Origin of the sequence: Shewanella septentrionalis, from assembly GCF_025370265.1 — a bacterium.
Lineage (GTDB): Bacteria > Pseudomonadota > Gammaproteobacteria > Enterobacterales > Shewanellaceae > Shewanella > Shewanella hafniensis.
In genome coordinates, this window is record NZ_JAMTCC010000037.1 from 13,938 (window position 1) to 29,816 (window position 15,879).

Annotated in this window: 11 protein-coding genes; 4 read left to right on the forward strand and 7 right to left on the reverse strand. The window is 45.7% G+C overall.

Translation table 11 applies throughout. The features are described 5' to 3' along the window. Position 1: 1 nt before the first annotated feature. The 3 genes from NE536_RS18185 to NE536_RS18195 form a co-directional block, all read right to left on the reverse strand. Complete coding sequence (locus NE536_RS18185) at positions 2-3,100, reverse strand: site-specific DNA-methyltransferase (protein WP_261273557.1); 3,099 nt, start codon at positions 3,098-3,100, stop codon at positions 2-4. Positions 3,101-4,150: 1,050 nt separating this feature from the next. Beyond that, on the reverse strand, positions 4,151-5,233 hold the full coding sequence (locus tag NE536_RS18190) for an Lcl C-terminal domain-containing protein (RefSeq protein ID WP_261273558.1): 1,083 nt from the start codon (positions 5,231-5,233) through the stop codon (positions 4,151-4,153). Positions 5,234-5,285: 52 nt separating this feature from the next. Next, positions 5,286-6,587: a DUF2628 domain-containing protein gene (locus NE536_RS18195; RefSeq protein WP_261273559.1), complete on the reverse strand. Its 1,302-nt coding sequence runs from the start codon at positions 6,585-6,587 to the stop codon at positions 5,286-5,288. A gap of 167 nt (positions 6,588-6,754) precedes the next feature. Here NE536_RS18195 and NE536_RS18200 point away from each other — a divergent pair, with 167 nt between their 5' ends. Next, a complete protein-coding gene (locus tag NE536_RS18200) occupies positions 6,755-6,982 on the forward strand; it encodes a helix-turn-helix domain-containing protein (RefSeq protein ID WP_261273560.1) in 228 nt (75 codons plus the stop codon). A 14-nt stretch (positions 6,983-6,996) separates the two neighbouring features. Here the strand turns inward: NE536_RS18200 and NE536_RS18205 are convergent, their stop codons facing one another. The 4 genes from NE536_RS18205 to modA all read right to left on the reverse strand — a co-directional run bounded on the left by NE536_RS18205 (position 6,997) and on the right by modA (position 11,152). Beyond that, entirely contained in the window at positions 6,997-8,307 is a 1,311-nt protein-coding gene (locus tag NE536_RS18205; RefSeq protein WP_261273561.1) for a tyrosine-type recombinase/integrase, read from the reverse strand. A 235-nt stretch (positions 8,308-8,542) separates the two neighbouring features. After that, positions 8,543-9,628 (reverse strand): molybdenum ABC transporter ATP-binding protein ModC, encoded by a 1,086-nt coding sequence (gene modC, locus NE536_RS18210; protein ID WP_261273562.1) that lies wholly within the window; start codon positions 9,626-9,628, stop codon positions 8,543-8,545. Then, on the reverse strand, positions 9,622-10,359 hold the full coding sequence (gene modB / locus NE536_RS18215) for a molybdate ABC transporter permease subunit (RefSeq protein ID WP_261273563.1): 738 nt from the start codon (positions 10,357-10,359) through the stop codon (positions 9,622-9,624). The genes modC and modB overlap by 7 nt, the downstream gene beginning before the upstream one ends. 1 nt (position 10,360) lies before the next feature. Continuing rightward, entirely contained in the window at positions 10,361-11,152 is a 792-nt protein-coding gene (gene modA / locus NE536_RS18220; protein ID WP_261273564.1) for a molybdate ABC transporter substrate-binding protein, read from the reverse strand. Positions 11,153-11,357: 205 nt separating this feature from the next. Here modA and NE536_RS18225 point away from each other — a divergent pair, with 205 nt between their 5' ends. The 3 genes from NE536_RS18225 (at position 11,358) to NE536_RS18235 (ending at position 15,875) form a co-directional block, all read left to right on the forward strand. Next, positions 11,358-12,137: a TOBE domain-containing protein gene (locus NE536_RS18225; protein ID WP_261273565.1), complete on the forward strand. Its 780-nt coding sequence runs from the start codon at positions 11,358-11,360 to the stop codon at positions 12,135-12,137. Between the two features lie 469 nt (positions 12,138-12,606). Beyond that, positions 12,607-13,839: an efflux RND transporter periplasmic adaptor subunit gene (locus NE536_RS18230; RefSeq protein WP_261273566.1), complete on the forward strand. Its 1,233-nt coding sequence runs from the start codon at positions 12,607-12,609 to the stop codon at positions 13,837-13,839. A gap of 2 nt (positions 13,840-13,841) precedes the next feature. Beyond that, positions 13,842-15,875 (forward strand): MacB family efflux pump subunit, encoded by a 2,034-nt coding sequence (locus tag NE536_RS18235; protein ID WP_261273567.1) that lies wholly within the window; start codon positions 13,842-13,844, stop codon positions 15,873-15,875. Positions 15,876-15,879 lie beyond the last annotated feature (4 nt).

A 15,879-nucleotide genomic window follows, 5' to 3' on the forward strand; every position in this document is an offset into this window, starting at 1 on the left:
GTTAAGCCTCCTCAGTAAACATCAGGCTTAAGAACTCAGGTTCAATTTGGCGCAGTTTCAGAGTGCGAACCACCTCACTATCGTCACCATCAATGCTAAACACTGTAGGCAGATTGTGGTCACCGTTAATGTAAATCACATCAAAGGTGCGATCTTTGGCATATAATTTGAAGTGGTTAGCGTACTGAGTCAATTCTTGGTAGTCAATTTTGTCGCAATCACGCCACAGAATCAGGGCGAGTTCGCCCGTTGGCAATGTGCCTTCGATGCGCACGTAGCCTCGTTCGATGTTTGATTCAACCGACTTAACATGTAGGCCAATCAGATAGTTAAATGTTTCTACTAGGTCAATATTTTTACGCTCTGTGGCGCCAGCTGAATCAGTAGTTATATCCATCTCAGAGCTAAATGGTTTGCGGAAATTTTCTGTATTGAGCAATGATTCTTTGCTCTCTTCTTCTAGCATATACTTGATAAGATAATCATTGTGCACTTCTGGATCGAGCATGCTGAATAGATCTGCGTTTGTATTATTCTTATGCAGAGAAATATTATTTAAAGTATCTTCGTAGGACTCTAATCTCAAAACTTTTGCAAAAAAAGGAAAGTCTGTCCTTATTGCAGTTGCCTTGCCATTTTTCCATTCGCTTGAAAATGCAGCCTTAATTATACGTGGTTTAGTAACCGTTTCGAAATATTGTCCTTGCTCTACTACAACAAACTTTGTAGTTCTATCTTTTTCTTTAGACACATGATTGAGCTCAATTACTGCATGAGCTGTTGTTCCAGAACCTGCAAAATAGTCAATAACTAAAGGTGTTTTTTTGTTCTGAGTAGTTATTTCTATACAACGTTTAACTAAATTTATTGACTTCGGAAAGTCAAAACGCTTTTCGCCTAACATGCTAATAAGGAGGGAGTTACCCCAATTACCAGCATCAAATTCACCACCCGACCAAACTGTCTTTGGAACGGACTTTTCATGTGTCAAAAAAAGATCAAATTCACCTTTCTTTTCAATTGCTACAATTCGATCTAGATTCTGCCTAATTGAATCCAAACCAAAATTCCAGCGCCGTTCCACACCGTCTTGGTCTATAGGCCAAACAGCTATTGTGCCATCAGATTGCTTCACATTCTTACTTTCAGGATGGAACTCAACTTCTGGCACATCACCAATATCAACAACTTTGCCGCTTCTAATATAAATTGGATAGAAAGATAAGCGCCGTTCAGTCCTGAGTGAGTTCTCACCCCATCTTCTCATTTTTCTTGGCGTATCGTTTTTTTCTAGTGTACGACCAATAGCTTCTTTGTCATTTTCGTTAGTTAGGAAAAGGCAATATTCATGCGTTCTATTAAAATCTTTAGTAATTGATCCTTTTGGATTATGGACAACGGTTATACGTGTTAACCGATGCTCATTACTTAAAGACTCCATAATTTTAGACAAGTTAGTAACTTCCGAGTCGTCTATCGCAACAGCTTTAACACCGGTATCACTAAGCAATGTCATCGAAAGTTCTAATCGATTTGCCATAAGGCTTGCCCACGAAGAACTTTTATATTCGTTTTTATACAGTATTGGTGTGGAATTTGTATTGTAAGGTGGATCAATATAAATTAAATCGGCTTTTTTCTTGTATTTTTCCTTGAGTAGGTTCAAGGCTTGATAGTTGTCAGAATGAACCAATGTACCGTTTACCTGATCGTCAATATTTACCAGAGAATTAATAACTTTCTCTTTAAATTCATTAGAGAAAAAGCCTGTATCAACTATCAACTCTCCAGAACAAAAAAGCTCACTTCTATTGCAACTTTTCGTATTAATAAAGCCAAGGTTTTCCCATTCGTTCCATTGTTCTTCATTTGTAAGAACTTCATTTTTGAGGTCTTCGGTTAAAAGACTAACGGAAATTAAATAACTTGTTGACGCTACAAACTTCTTTTTATTCCAAAGCTTCTTCTGAAAGTTTTCTATTTGTGCTAAGAAAATAATCAATTCTTGAGCAACCGCACGCAAACATTGGATCATTCGGAGCTGCTTCTCAATGTTTGCAAACACATGCGCATTTTGCAGGTTATCCAGATTCATCACTTCATTTTTGATGTAGAAATCCAGCTCATTGTTCAAGAAACCGCCCAAATCCTTGTGAATAAAGTAATCGGCGGTGTTGCGCTGAGTATAGGCTGTAAGGTGTCGTTCTAGTTCAGTTCGAGTGGGGTTTGTCTCGGTTGGCGCTCGTTTGGCAAGGTCTGCCCAATGCTTCTGCACTTGGTTATCAGCCAGAATTGTAGCAATGGCATTTTGTACCAAGGAATCCTGCTTGGTACCTTTTTTCATTGCCTTGTATTCAAAATGAATTACCAGCTCTACAGTTTCAATGACATCGCCATTAACCATCACTATGGTTTTAACCACTTCAATAGGCTCGTAAGCTTGCACAAATTCTTCACCCTCATCATCAAGTTTGGTGCGGGTATGCGGTTCAATCAGTACAAAACGGCGATCGGCATCGTTGTCTTTACGGTTGTCTTTGGCTGTATCGGCCGCAACCAATTTAAAACTGACCTTGCGACCATCTTCAAGCTTGAATGAATAGTTCGAGAAATTTTCGCCACTCTTGATGTAATACTGGTCTTTATTTGCCCAATGCAACATCACTTCTTCGCCAGCATAGGGAATAGCGTAGGTGTCACCTTTGTAGCGACGCTTGCTGATAAAATCGCCACTATCGTAATAACGAGAGAAGAAGGTGAGCAGGTGAGAAAAGACAGCGTTTTCATGCTCAACGCTACCTGAAGCTGTAGCGGCTAACTGTTTTCTAAAATCCTGAACTTTAGGGCTTTGATCCGGGTCAAAGCCCGCATCGGTTGCAGCTTTAACCGATGCTTTAAGTTGCTGCTCTAACTCGGCTTTATTGGCATTGCTAGCATCGGTCAATGCAGCCTGGATTTTAGCTTTAAGTTTGTTATCTAGGTAGTCGTTTATCTCATTAGCACGGGCATTGAGGATGCGGTAGATACCAAAGTCCAGTTCTGGACGGTCTATCTGAAAAATTTCTTTTAGCTTTTTAACTAGCTCGTTATATTTGCTCATTGTGCTGTCTCAAAAAATTCAAAAAGGTTATGCCACATGCCAACTGATGGCTGAATAATTCAGTAATGTTGGTCTTTTATTTCATGCGTGCTTCGAGCGTCGCGATTTACTCATCACGCTTGACGGTAATCTCGTCTTAAATGTTAAAATCTCCATGCTTTGGCGTTTTTGCTGTCGCTCTAGCTGCTTAAGTTTTCCTAGGGTTTGTTTTACTCTTCGGTTATTGCTAACCTCGATTTCCATTTACCTACTTAATTTGCGCCTTGGTGTTGCAAAGCACCTCTTCGGGGGCAAAGATTTTGTCTTCGCCCACTTTTCCTGCTTGTCGCTTTCGACTTCAACCAAGGCATGGTTTTACTCCATTCTTTCAGCCAATTTTACTGCAATTTGACGTGTTCTCAGCGCAAACAACTCAGTTGGAGGATTACTGACTTCAACTTCATATAAAGAATGCTCTACTTTTTCCGCTAGATTAAACAGTCGTATACAGGCCTCATTGTCAATTTGCTCACCGCTGTAAACAGTAAAAATTCCTGCAGACTGAAGGCATGGAAGGCAAGCAAATTCAGGGCTAGTCAGTCGGATTGGCTTTTAAGCTGCTCAGCGATCGAGATTTTAATCTGATGATTGCTGTAATCAAAAACCACCAGGGCAAGTGACGTACGTTTTGATTTGGCAGAGTCTATCACATTTTCCCCTAAGGGATGATTGATGCGATAGGCAAAGCTGTGGCGTTCTTGCACTTGTCACATATTGTTCTCGCCACCGACCTTACGCAGAAGTTGATACTGTTCCATTGGCTGATGATTTACCGGTTTTTGCTGCGTAATGCGGTAGTTCGTAATTTTGTGGCACACTGAATTTGGCCCTTTAGTAAGAGATTTAGACTTTACTCATGGCAATTTAAGAGCTCTACAAATTCAAAGTTGTTAAGCGATACTTTGTTTTGAGTTCAGTCTGAGGTGACAGGATTAGACAAAGGTAATCTTTAGACTAGAAGCGGTAGGCATTCGCTCTTTATCTGCAATGCCTACCTCATGGTGAGAGCCGTTACTTTTGTTTTCCTCTCACCATCCTGACATATAGATAAAGAACTGGTCCATTCCAGCGACCATGACCATCATAGAATTGGATAAGCCACTTGCCACCAAACTGGCTATTATCGCTAGCAGTAGATGTCCAATAGCCAGCATAGTCAGGTGTCTGTGGAAATGCTGCTTGCGCTAATGTCGGGCTTTCATAGTTACCTTCACACACATTATCGTTTGGTTTCCAATAGCTTGGTTTGCCTGATGAGCAATAAATCAGTGAACTTAATTCCTCTTTTGTGGGTAAGCGCCAGTCGGTGTGGTTACCATCAGAGATAGACATTCCCATGGCATATGGCCAGATAAAAGTATTAGGACTGCCTTTACAGCTACCGTCTTGCCATGTCTGTCCTACGCTACAGCGCATCCACATGAGCTTGGTTTGCGTGTCGGTGATGGTGCCATTGCCGTTATCAATATACCGCTCTGCAAGTGTACCATCGCCAATTTTGGTAAACGTGGCATTGATTTGGCAATCTGATGTCACTGTACCTGTGGTGTACTCATTGTTATTGAGTGTACCGTTACAGCCTGTGACGGATTCAATTCTATAGCCGATGTCCGTTGAGAGGTTAAAGCTGGCGTGGGTGTTGTAACTGACATCAATACTCTCGGGACTGATTTTGCCTCCGGTTGTTGCTTGCGTGGTGATTTTGTACGTGCTGAGTTTGAAAGATACGGTGACCGCGCACTGGGCATTTATGACCGCTGTTGTATAGCTGTTTTGGGTTAATGCGCCGCCGCAACCACTGATATCATCGATTTGATAGCCGGTATCGGGTGTCACAGTGAAGGTCGTTGCATGGCCGGATTCAACCATGTTGATTGCTGGGCTGATTTTTCCGCCAAGGCTTGCCGTCGCTGGGATGCTGTAGACGGTTGGGGTGACTTGTCCGTTGTCATCGTTGCTGTCACCTTCCGAGCCGCCACAGCCAGCGAGTAATGTTGCTGCGACTATGCTCAAAAGTAGTGGATTTGCCTTTGATGGCGGTGTCTTTATCGACGTTATGGCGAGTTTGATGCTTGCGTGAATGCACTTATTCATAGGTGTTCCCTGTTATGTCGTCCTGATTAAAGCAGGCTGTTGGTCTTGATGATTACTTCGTTACTTGATTGAGGAGGATGTTTTCTGGTGTGAATATTTCGCCGATAGCCTTGTTGAGTGAGTTGCTGTAGATGTCATCTAGGGCATTGTTGGCGGTGATATACGGGGTGTACTCCTTACCTTCTCCCAATGAGAGTTGCCACCTTGCGGTATTCACTTCAAAGGTATCGTCGAGATTGATGAGAAACTGAATCGTCAATGATGCGCGTGTGACCTGAGAGATAAAGGCTTCATCGACTTTGCCTGTTACCGCTTCAGAGGCTTTTTGACCCACTTGCTTGAAGTGTTTCAGCTTCATATTGCAGGTATAGATAACTGTGGTAATGCCATTGCTGGCTTCTTGCTCTACCCAAGCCGTGTTGGCGCAAGGCGACCATTTATCAAACGCCTGACCTATGTTGGTTTGCTTGTAGTCTTCGAGGAAACCCTCTTTTACATAGATAATATTTAATGGTTCACCGAAACGAATGCCGAGAATGATTAAGACGATAAGGAACGCGACAAACGTAACAACCGCGGAGGCTATGATACCTAACCAGCCCGTCATCCACTTTGGCATCCAAGGCCATGTGGTTTCACCAAGCTTGTAATAACGGTAATAGTCATAATTAGCCGTAAGACCAAAGACAATAGAATTGATGATAAAAGGAAGCTTGCTCAGGTTCTTGTCAGTAATGAGTGATGCAACCGCTAGGATTATCAGGTTCAGCAGCGTTAGCATGAGAAACAGATAAATGCCTTTCTTCCACATGCCCTTAGTGAAGTAGTACCCCGAGCCAAACACAAAAGCGAGCGCATTCATGTTAACCACATTCTGCCCCTTTAATTGCTCCTTTTTAGGCCTTGAGGTATGTGCAGGACTTTTTGCTGAAGCAAAATAGCCCAACTTGTCAGCTTGTCTTAGGTCAAATTCAGCAAACACCTTTTGCCAGCCTTTACTTAAATCATCATAGGACTTCACTGTAGGCTTGGTGGCCGTAGACGGCTTAGTTTCAATCGAAGGCTTCGCTACTTGTTTTGGTGTAACAGGGGTGGTGGCTACAGGGATTGCCGTTGCGGCTTGAGTTGTCACGGGCTTGATGTGGGTGATGATACCCACAGCGTTCAACTTGGCTTTTAGTGCGTTAGCTTCACTTTCGCTCAGAGCTTTCTTAATGCATATCGGATTACCTGAGAACAACAGATGTGCTTTTTCCTCGGGGACTTTTAGAAACTTTGCCAGTGCCTGACTCAGCTTATGGCGGTCTTTTCCTTCTGCTATCTCACCTTTAAAAATGACGTTGTAGGAGTTCATTACCTTTCCTTGTAATACGGGTTGAGCTATAGGCTTTACTAGGTCAAGTAGACCTATGTTTGCTCAAGAGTTTAAATGAGGATTATATGCACTAAATGCGGATTATAATCCGTGGTTAGTTGGTAAGCAAATTCCCATAGTGGTTGCCTTGTGACGAAGGAGACACTATGAAAACATTAGCGACTGAGTTTGGTCATGCGATGCGTAAAATGAGAAAGCACAAAGGCTTATCTCAAGATGAATTGGCGTTACGTGCAGAGATTGACCGCAGTTATATCGGCCGTATAGAACGAGCTGAGGCGAACATTACGCTCGATATGTTGTACAAGATTGCTGAGGTGCTCGACTGTGAGCCACATGAGTTGCTACCGAGTCGAATATCACTAAAAGGTTAGGCATTGTCTAAGGCTTAAATACAGCCACGCTGTTTGTAGCTGACTTGCCACTCTTTAAACAGCTCAGTCAATCTCGCTTCATTTTGCTTAACGCCAGACGTTCTTTTGGTTTTTACTTTGGACTTGGCTTTGCCTAGGTCAACACCCGACAGTTCTTTACTGTACATTTTCGGCGTCACGTGGCTGTAGTGCTGTTCAATCATGGCAATGCTAGTGCCACATTGTTTAGCCAATACTTCCATGCTGACGTTACCTGATATCAGTTGCCAAGTAATGTAGGTATGGCGCAATGAGTAAAGTGTTCTAACGCCATGGGGGGATGACTTTAAACCTGCCGCTTTTATCGCTTTATCAAAGGCTTTACCGAGTTCATTGGTTTCACTTCCGTCGACTAAGCGAAACAGCTTGTCAGAAGGCTTTCTGTTTGGGAAACGCTCTCGTAACTCTTGAACGCTGGAGAAAATTTCATCACGGCAAACCACTTCTCGGACGCCCGTGTGTTTGACTGTTTTCCCCTTGGTCACAGTGATATAGAAGATAATATTGTGCTCATTGGTATCGATGTGGATGTCACCCCATGTCAGGCTTTCCATTTCTGTTCCTGGTCGAATACCTGTGTTCACCGCAAACTCCATATAGTCCATCAGTAGCTCACGAATTTGGCGGGTTTTCTCTTTACGGCTGTTTTGCTCAAGCTGATATACAGCATCGAATGCTTTGTCGTATTCCTCTGGTGAAAAATGCGCGCGACGTTGTGATTCAACCCCTTTGGTAGATAGTGAGGGGACTTGTGCTGCCAGCATCCACTTACAATCTACGGCTTCCTTAAACACTAATTGCAGGGCTGCGTTGTGGTTCAGTAGCGTTGATTTTGCGGGTTTCCGGCCAAGTAACTTTTCACGCCATTCATCAAAATCACGCAGCTTTTCATTATTAATCGAAGTGATGAAAGTGCGATCGAAGAAGGGGATATGGTACTTGCGAAGCACCTGAATGTAGGTCGTAAACTTGTGATTTTTGTCTTTGTCTTTGTCTTTGTCTTTGTCTTTGTCCTTTTTGATAATATCTGCCATGGTATTAATGGCTTTTTCAGCCACATCACGAAAGCGCTTGGAACTCACCAGTTGATTACGGTCTGCCATAAATTGGTATTCGATTTGAATCCGATAGGCCATACCAATGGCTTTCTCTTTTTCTTTCTGCTTGGTGGCTTTAGAGTGCCACTTACCAGCCACTTTGATGCGGGCATACCAACGCTCGCTGTTATCTTGTTTATAGACGTATAATTCGTCTGAAATGTCATGCCGTTCGACTTGTTTGCTCATGGTCTGATTCTGATGCTATTTTGCAAAGAATTTGCAAAGTTTGTACTTGTGTCGTAACTATATGAAAAGTAATAGTGATATTACAAGCGTTATATTCAAAATCCCCCGCCCTTAAAAGCGTGCCAGTTCGAGTCTGGCCACTGGTACCAAATCCTTCTAATGAAGGAACTAAACCGACCTAGCGTCGGTTTTTTTGTGCCTGAAATTTGGTTTTTGCTCGGTGCTTTAGGTTGAGCTAGTGGGATTCGGCGATATCCATTTGCGTCATAGTCACACCTTTGATTTGTGCATAAATCGCTTTGCCATGGGTGAGTTGCAGTTCATCGCAGGCCCAAGGGGTGATGTTGGCCCAAAGTTCATCGCGGCCTAGGGCGATTTTTAATTGGATTTGCTCACCATTATCGCTGGGGTATAACTCTTTAATTTCTCCCTTCAATAGGTTACGGATACTCGATCCTTTGGGGATTTCGGTGCAAACCGAGACATGGTTTGCCTGAATACGTACTTTGAGTTTTTTTGTCGTTTCAGCCAAATAGCCACTTACCCATAAATAGTTTCCATCATCCATCACGAGTCGCGTCATGGGGTAGTCGGGATGTCTGTCGGCAACCTTAGCACTGAGGAGTGAGCTGAGTTCCTGCAATGGCACCCAAGGGCGCATTTGCTCGCTATTCCACACTTCACTTAAGGCCCCTTGGGCGATCAATTTTCCCTGATGCAGCACCAGCATATAATCCGCCAGTTGTAAGATCTCATCTAAGCTGTGGCTCACATACACTATCGGTAGTTTTAGTTCCTGCGATAAGGTTTGCAGGTAGGGCAACAACTCGCGTTTACGGGGTAAATCGAGTGACGCTAACGGCTCATCCATCAACAGCATATCGGGCGATGTCAGCAGGGCACGGCCAATGGCAACCCGTTGTTTTTCACCGCCCGATAGCGTGCTGGGATAACGACTGAGCAGTTTTTCAATCCCTAGTAGTTGCACAATTCTATCGAACAAGACTGGGTTAGCTTTACGCACACCATAGTTGAGATTGCCCTTCACGCTGTAGTGCGGGAACAGTCGTGCTTCTTGAAATACATAGCCAATTTGGCGCTTCTCTGGGGGAAGGTTCACTTTGCCTTGTTGATAAAGCAGTTTCTCACCGAGGCGGATTTCACCACTATCTGGGGTCGAAAGCCCGCCGAGCAGGTTCACGAGCGAGGTTTTACCCGCACCCGAGCGGCCAAAAACGGCTGTCACGCCTTGTAATGGCAATTGGGTATCGACTTTCAGTTGCAGTTGTCCGAGTTGTTTTTCAATATTAATTGTTAACATACGCTTGCCGTCCTCTGCAGGGCTTTTTTACTCAGCCATTGGGAGGCGAGTAAAGACGCGAGCGCGATAACGATCGAGATAATGCATAGGCGCATGGCCTGATATTCGGCTCCTGGAGTTTCAATAAAAGAGTACATGGCGAGCGGAATCGTACGAGTTTCACCTGGGATATTAGAAACGAAGGTAATGGTCGAGCCAAATTCCCCTAGGCTGCGAGCAAAGGCGATAATCATCCCCGACACTATCCCTGGAGAGGTGAGCGGCAGTGTGATGGTGAGAAATACCCGCCATCGACTGCTACCTAAAGTGCGTGCGGCCTGCTCGAGTCGAATATCAACGGTTTCAAAGGATTGGCGTATGGCTCTGACCATCAGCGGGAATGACACTATCGCCGCCGCGAGAGCCGCACCGCGCCAACTAAAGCTAAAACTGATGCCAAACCAATTAAATAACCACTGGCCGATAAAACCTTGGCGGCCCATGCTGATCAGCAAGAGGTAACCCACTACCACGGGCGGTAACACCAGTGGTAGATGGAGCACACTGTCGAATATAGCCTTGCCAGGAAACTCGACCCTTGCCAGTAACCAAGCGCACAAAATACCCAAGGGTAAACTGGCGATAACGGCAACGGATGACACCTTTAAACTGAGCAGCAGTGCGGCAATTTCATAGTCGCTTAAAAGAGAGCCACTTAGCAGAGAGCCGCTTAACAAAAAACCACTCAGCACCCTAATTCACTCCAAAGCCATATTTCTCAAACACATTTGTCGCGCTTGGGCCTTGCAGATACTCATTGAATGCTTTGGCGCTTGCGGTCGATTCTTGTTTGACTAAGGCGATAGGGTATTCAATTGGGCTGTAACTCGTTTTAGGGAAGGTGCCAACGATTTTGATCTTTTGGGCGACTTTCGCATCAGTTGAATACACTATGCCAAGTGGTGCTTCACCCTGTTCGACTAAGGCGAGGGCGGCGCGGACATTGTTAGCACGGGCGAGTAATGGCTCAGCAGCTTGCCACAGCTTAAGGTTTTCGAGGGCTTGCTTGGCATATTGTCCAGCGGGCACATGATCAGGGTCGCCAACAGCCATACGGCTGCCTTTTAATGCGGTTTTAATATCCCAATCGCCATTGAGCACCACCTCTGTGATGGGACTATTTTTCTCGGCAATCAAGACTAAGGTATTTTTTAACAAGGTTTTTCGGCTGTTAACATCGACCGCTTTAGCATCGACCAGATAATCCATCCACTTTTGATTCGCCGAGACAAACAGATCGGCGGGCGCACCATTGGCCACTTGTTTTGCCAGTGTTGAAGAAGAGGCGAAGGAGAAGACCACCTTAGTATGGTGTTCTTTTTCATATTGCTGGCCGATTTCGTTAAGGGCATTGGTGAGTGATGCCGCAGCAAAAACAGTCACTTGCTCATTGTCTGCCGCAAAAACTGGGCTAGATGTCAGTACCATTGTGAATAACGAAGCCGTGGTAAAACGCAGTAATTGCTTAAGGTGAATGGATTTCATTGTGTTCCTCCGTGATAAAAAGTGATCGTTATATATCAATCTATATATCGATCATTCAAGCCCTAAGCAATCAATTAGTGATCTATGTGCGGTTTCTTGCTGATTAATGGCATTCATCCGCTGAAATATCTCGGCAATCTTATTGGTATCCTCAAGGTGATGAAGGACAATAGGACTCAAGTCAGACTTGGGTGCGGGATAAACGATGGATTTACATGCATTACTTACGCTTTCCCTCGGGGATAAGCCCTTTGCCAATCCTAGGCGGATAAGCCTGCTTGAGCAGGTCGCCAACACAGGCTCGATCAGCCAAGGCGCCAAGCTTGCGGGGATCAGTTATAAAGCGGCGTGGGACGCGATTAATGATATGAACACCGCCATGCCCGAACCCGTAGTGTGCAGCGAAAAGGGCGGCAAAGGCGGTGGTGGCGCTAAACTCACCGAATTTGGCGAGCGTTTGCTCAAGGTGTATTCCATCACCTCCCAAGTACAAGCAATGGCCTTGGCCGCCTTGCTTGATGAGTCCGTCGACATGCACAGTTTATTAGATGTGATGGCGCATTTCTCACTCAATACTAGCGCTCGCAATCAGTTAACGGGTCGTATCAATGGCATTGATTCATTTGGATTAAATGACAAAATTAGCGTGACCTTAGCGGGCGGGCAACAGATTCAGATTTCAGTGACCCATTCGAGCCGCGAGCGCTTACAGTTAGCCTTGGATAAATCTGTGTTGTTACTGTTTAAAGCCCCCGCGGTACGGGCGACGACACATGCCGGTGAACTGGATGGGCAAAATTGCCTCAGCGGTCGTTTGCTGAGTGTGACTGAACTTGGCGATAAGGCCGAATTAGCCATAGATATTAATGGTAAAGACATCATCTATTCAGTGATGCCACTCACCCAAATGCAGAGTTTGGCTGTCGGCGAGCCATGTTTTGCCTGTTTTGATGCCACGCAGGTGATCCTCGCCAGCATGAATTAGTCGAGTTGAGTGATTGATTCGATTAATCATTGGGTTATTCACTGAGAATGGCCAGTACTTGGCGTTATTGTTGTCGAATGGGATCGTTCGTTTTTGTATTTAAATCGACATCAAAGTCATAAGGCTTCACCCCACGACCTTGATCTTTCTTGAAAAAGAATTAAATGAAGTTTGTATATCTAGATTCGTTTGCATGGCAGAACTACCATAAGTGGCACAATCATAGAACGTCGAACCCCTACAATTTACCGCCTAACGATTTGGTATCGCACTAAATCGGCATTGCTACCTAATACTCAGCCGTGCTTCCCTTGCAAATTTTTACACAGATATTTGCAAATCTTTACCTGTTAACGACACTTCCTTCGTCTACTGTCTTTGGCTAACTCTATATACTGTTGGAACAATTTCAGTTCCTTAGCAAGATGCATGCTTGCTGTCTTTAGCATTGATGGACACGACAATACCGATGAAAAAATCCTCAAAGCGTAAATTGCTGCTCGCGTTAAGCGGCTTAATCCTCCTGATTGGCGGGGCTTATTTTATGTGGCATAAGCCTGAAACGGCACCAACCTATGTGACTGAAGCGGTGCGCCGTGGTGATATCGAAAACTCAGTGTTGGCCAATGGCATGTTGCAGGCCTCTAAACTGGTGAGTGTCGGCGCGCAGGTATCGGGGCAAATTTTAAGTTTGCCGCTGGCACTGGGTGATGAAGTAAAGAAAGGCGATTTGATTGCTCAAATTGACAGCCTAGCGCAGCAGAATAATTTGAAGAATGCCCTCGCATCACTCAAGAGTATCAATGCTCAGTTCCGTGCCAAACAGGCGCAGATCCGTCAAGCAAAGTTGGAATTTAGCCGCCAGCAGCAAATGCTTGCCGATAAGGCCAGTTCCCGTGCCGATTATGAAGTGGCCGATGCTAATTTAACGGTTTATCAAGCCGAGCTTGAGCAATTAGAAGCGCAAAAACAACAGGCTGAGATTAACGTCGACAGTGCCCGAATCGATTTAGGTTATACCAAAATCACCGCGCCTATGGATGGCACTGTGGTGTATTCGGCGGTGGAAGTGGGGCAAACCGTTAACGCCAATCAAACGACGCCGACAATCGTGGAAATGGCGCAGCTCGATACCATGACAGTTAAAGCACAGATTTCCGAAGCCGATGTCGTCAATGTCCATCCGGGTCAAGCTGTGTATTTCACGGTACTTGGCAAACCAAATCATCCCTACCGTGGCATCTTAAGGGCGATTGAACCTGGACCGATTTCGATGGATGGCGACGATAGTAATATGAGCTCTAGCGACTCAGACGCCATTTACTACCATGGTTTGTTTGATGTAGAAAACCCTGACCGCACCTTGCGTATCGGCATGACGGCGCAGGTGTCCATTGTGTTAGCTAAGGCCGATGATGCGCTATTAGTGCCTGCGCAGATATTGCGTATAAAGCCGAGGGAGAAATCCGCGGCGCCAGAAGCTAAGTCTGTCGAGCGTAAAGCCCGCAGCGGCCCGCAGTATCAAGTACCTGTGTTAGTCGATAACCAAGTGCAATATGTGGATGTCACTGTGGGGATTAACAACAAAATCAATGCCGAAATCACCGCGGGTTTAAAGGAAGGCGATCAGGTCGTGCTTGGTATGCCGTCTTCCGATGATGGCAGCAGTAAATTCCGTCGCCCACCTAGCGTGAGGTTTTAACAGTGACAACGGCATTACTTGAAATTTCAGGTTGTTATCGCACTTTTCAGGCGGGTGAGCAGCAACTCACTGTGCTGAAAGATGTGAACCTGTCGATTGGCCGTGGCGAGATGGTGGCGATAGTAGGCGCTTCTGGCTCGGGTAAATCGACCCTAATGAACATTCTTGGTTGTTTAGATAAACCGTCAAAGGGCGCGTATTTTATCAATGGCCAAGATACCTCGACTATGGACGTGGATGAGTTAGCTCAGCTGCGCCGCGAGCACTTTGGCTTTATCTTTCAGCGCTATCATTTACTGGGCGATTTGACCGCCATAGGCAACGTCGAAGTGCCCGCCGTGTATGCGGGTAAAGAGCGCTCGGTTCGTAAGGACAGGGCCGAGCATTTGTTAACGCGTTTAGGCCTTGGCGACAGGCTTGACCATAAACCCAATCAGCTCAGTGGCGGACAGCAGCAGCGGGTAAGTGTGGCGCGCGCTTTGATGAATGGCGGCGATGTGATCCTCGCCGATGAACCGACCGGTGCGCTGGATAGTCACAGCGGCGAAGAAATGATGCAGTTGTTGCAGGAGCTTCACAGCGACGGTCATACCATCATTATCGTGACCCATGATATGCACGTGGCCCAATATGCCGACCGCATTATCGAAATCAAAGACGGCGTAATCATCAGCGATGAGCGCAGTCTGGATAAACAAACGGCTAAGCCGCAAACTTCGATGTCGCAAAGTTCAACGTTACAAAATATGGCGCCACAAAAGCCTAGCGGCACTGTGGTCGCAAAAACAGTGACAGCAAAAGACAGCTCGCGTGCGCGGGTGGCTTCGTTGGACAGATATGTCGAAGCGCTTAAAATGGCGCTGGTGGCGATGTCGACCCACAGGTTACGTACCTTCTTGACTATGCTCGGGATTATTATCGGTATTGCCTCTGTGGTTTCTGTAGTGGCCTTAGGTGAAGGCTCGCAGCAGGCCATTCTTAAAAGTATCAGTTCGATGGGGACTAACACGATTGATATTCGCCCCGGTTCTGGTTTTGGCGATAGACGTTCGGCGCGGGTGCGTACTTTAACGGCGACCGATGCCAATGCCCTTAAAAATCTGCCCTATGTCGATAGCGTGACCCCTAGTATTGGCTCTAGCGCGACGGTACGTTTTGGTAATAAAGCGGTATCGGCCTCGGTGAATGGGGTGGGGCCGGAGTTCTTTCGCGTGCGAGGTTATGAGTTAGCGCAGGGGCAGTTTTGGGATGATGCCAGCGTTGCAACACTCGCCCAAGATGCGGTGATTGATGACAACACCCGTAAGGAGCTTTTCCCTAACAGTGCAGCCGACAATAACTCGGCGATAGGGCAAGTGATTTTCCTTGGCGATTTACCCGTACGTATCATAGGTGTGACTCAACCCAAAGAAAGTGCTTTTGGTAACAGCGATGCGCTTAATGTGTGGGTGCCTTACACCACAGTTTCTGGCCGTATGATAGGTAAAAATTATTTGGATGGCATTACCGTTCGACTCGATGAAACTGTGCCGAGTAACGCGGCGGAGCAGGGTATTATCACGCTGCTTAAAATGCGCCACGGCACGCAAGATTTCTTCACTATCAATACCGATACCATTAGGCAGAACATCGAAAAAACCACAGCAACCATGACCTTATTGATCTCGGCGATCGCGGTGATTTCCCTTGTCGTTGGCGGAATTGGGGTGATGAACATTATGTTAGTGTCTGTGACTGAGCGAACCCGTGAGATCGGTGTGCGTATGGCGGTGGGTGCGCGCCAGAGTGATATTTTACGCCAGTTCCTTATCGAAGCCATTTTAGTGTGTTTGTGCGGTGGCACCTTAGGCATTGCTTTGTCCTACTTAATTGGCGTGGTGTTTGCTCAAACGGGGGGCAGTTTCCAAATGATTTATTCCACCACCTCCATCGTTGCCGCCTTTGCCTGTTCGACCTTAATTGGTGTGCTATTTGGTTTCTTACCCGCCCGCAATGCGGCGCAGTTAGATCCCGTTGACGCATTAGCCAGAGAGTAATAAC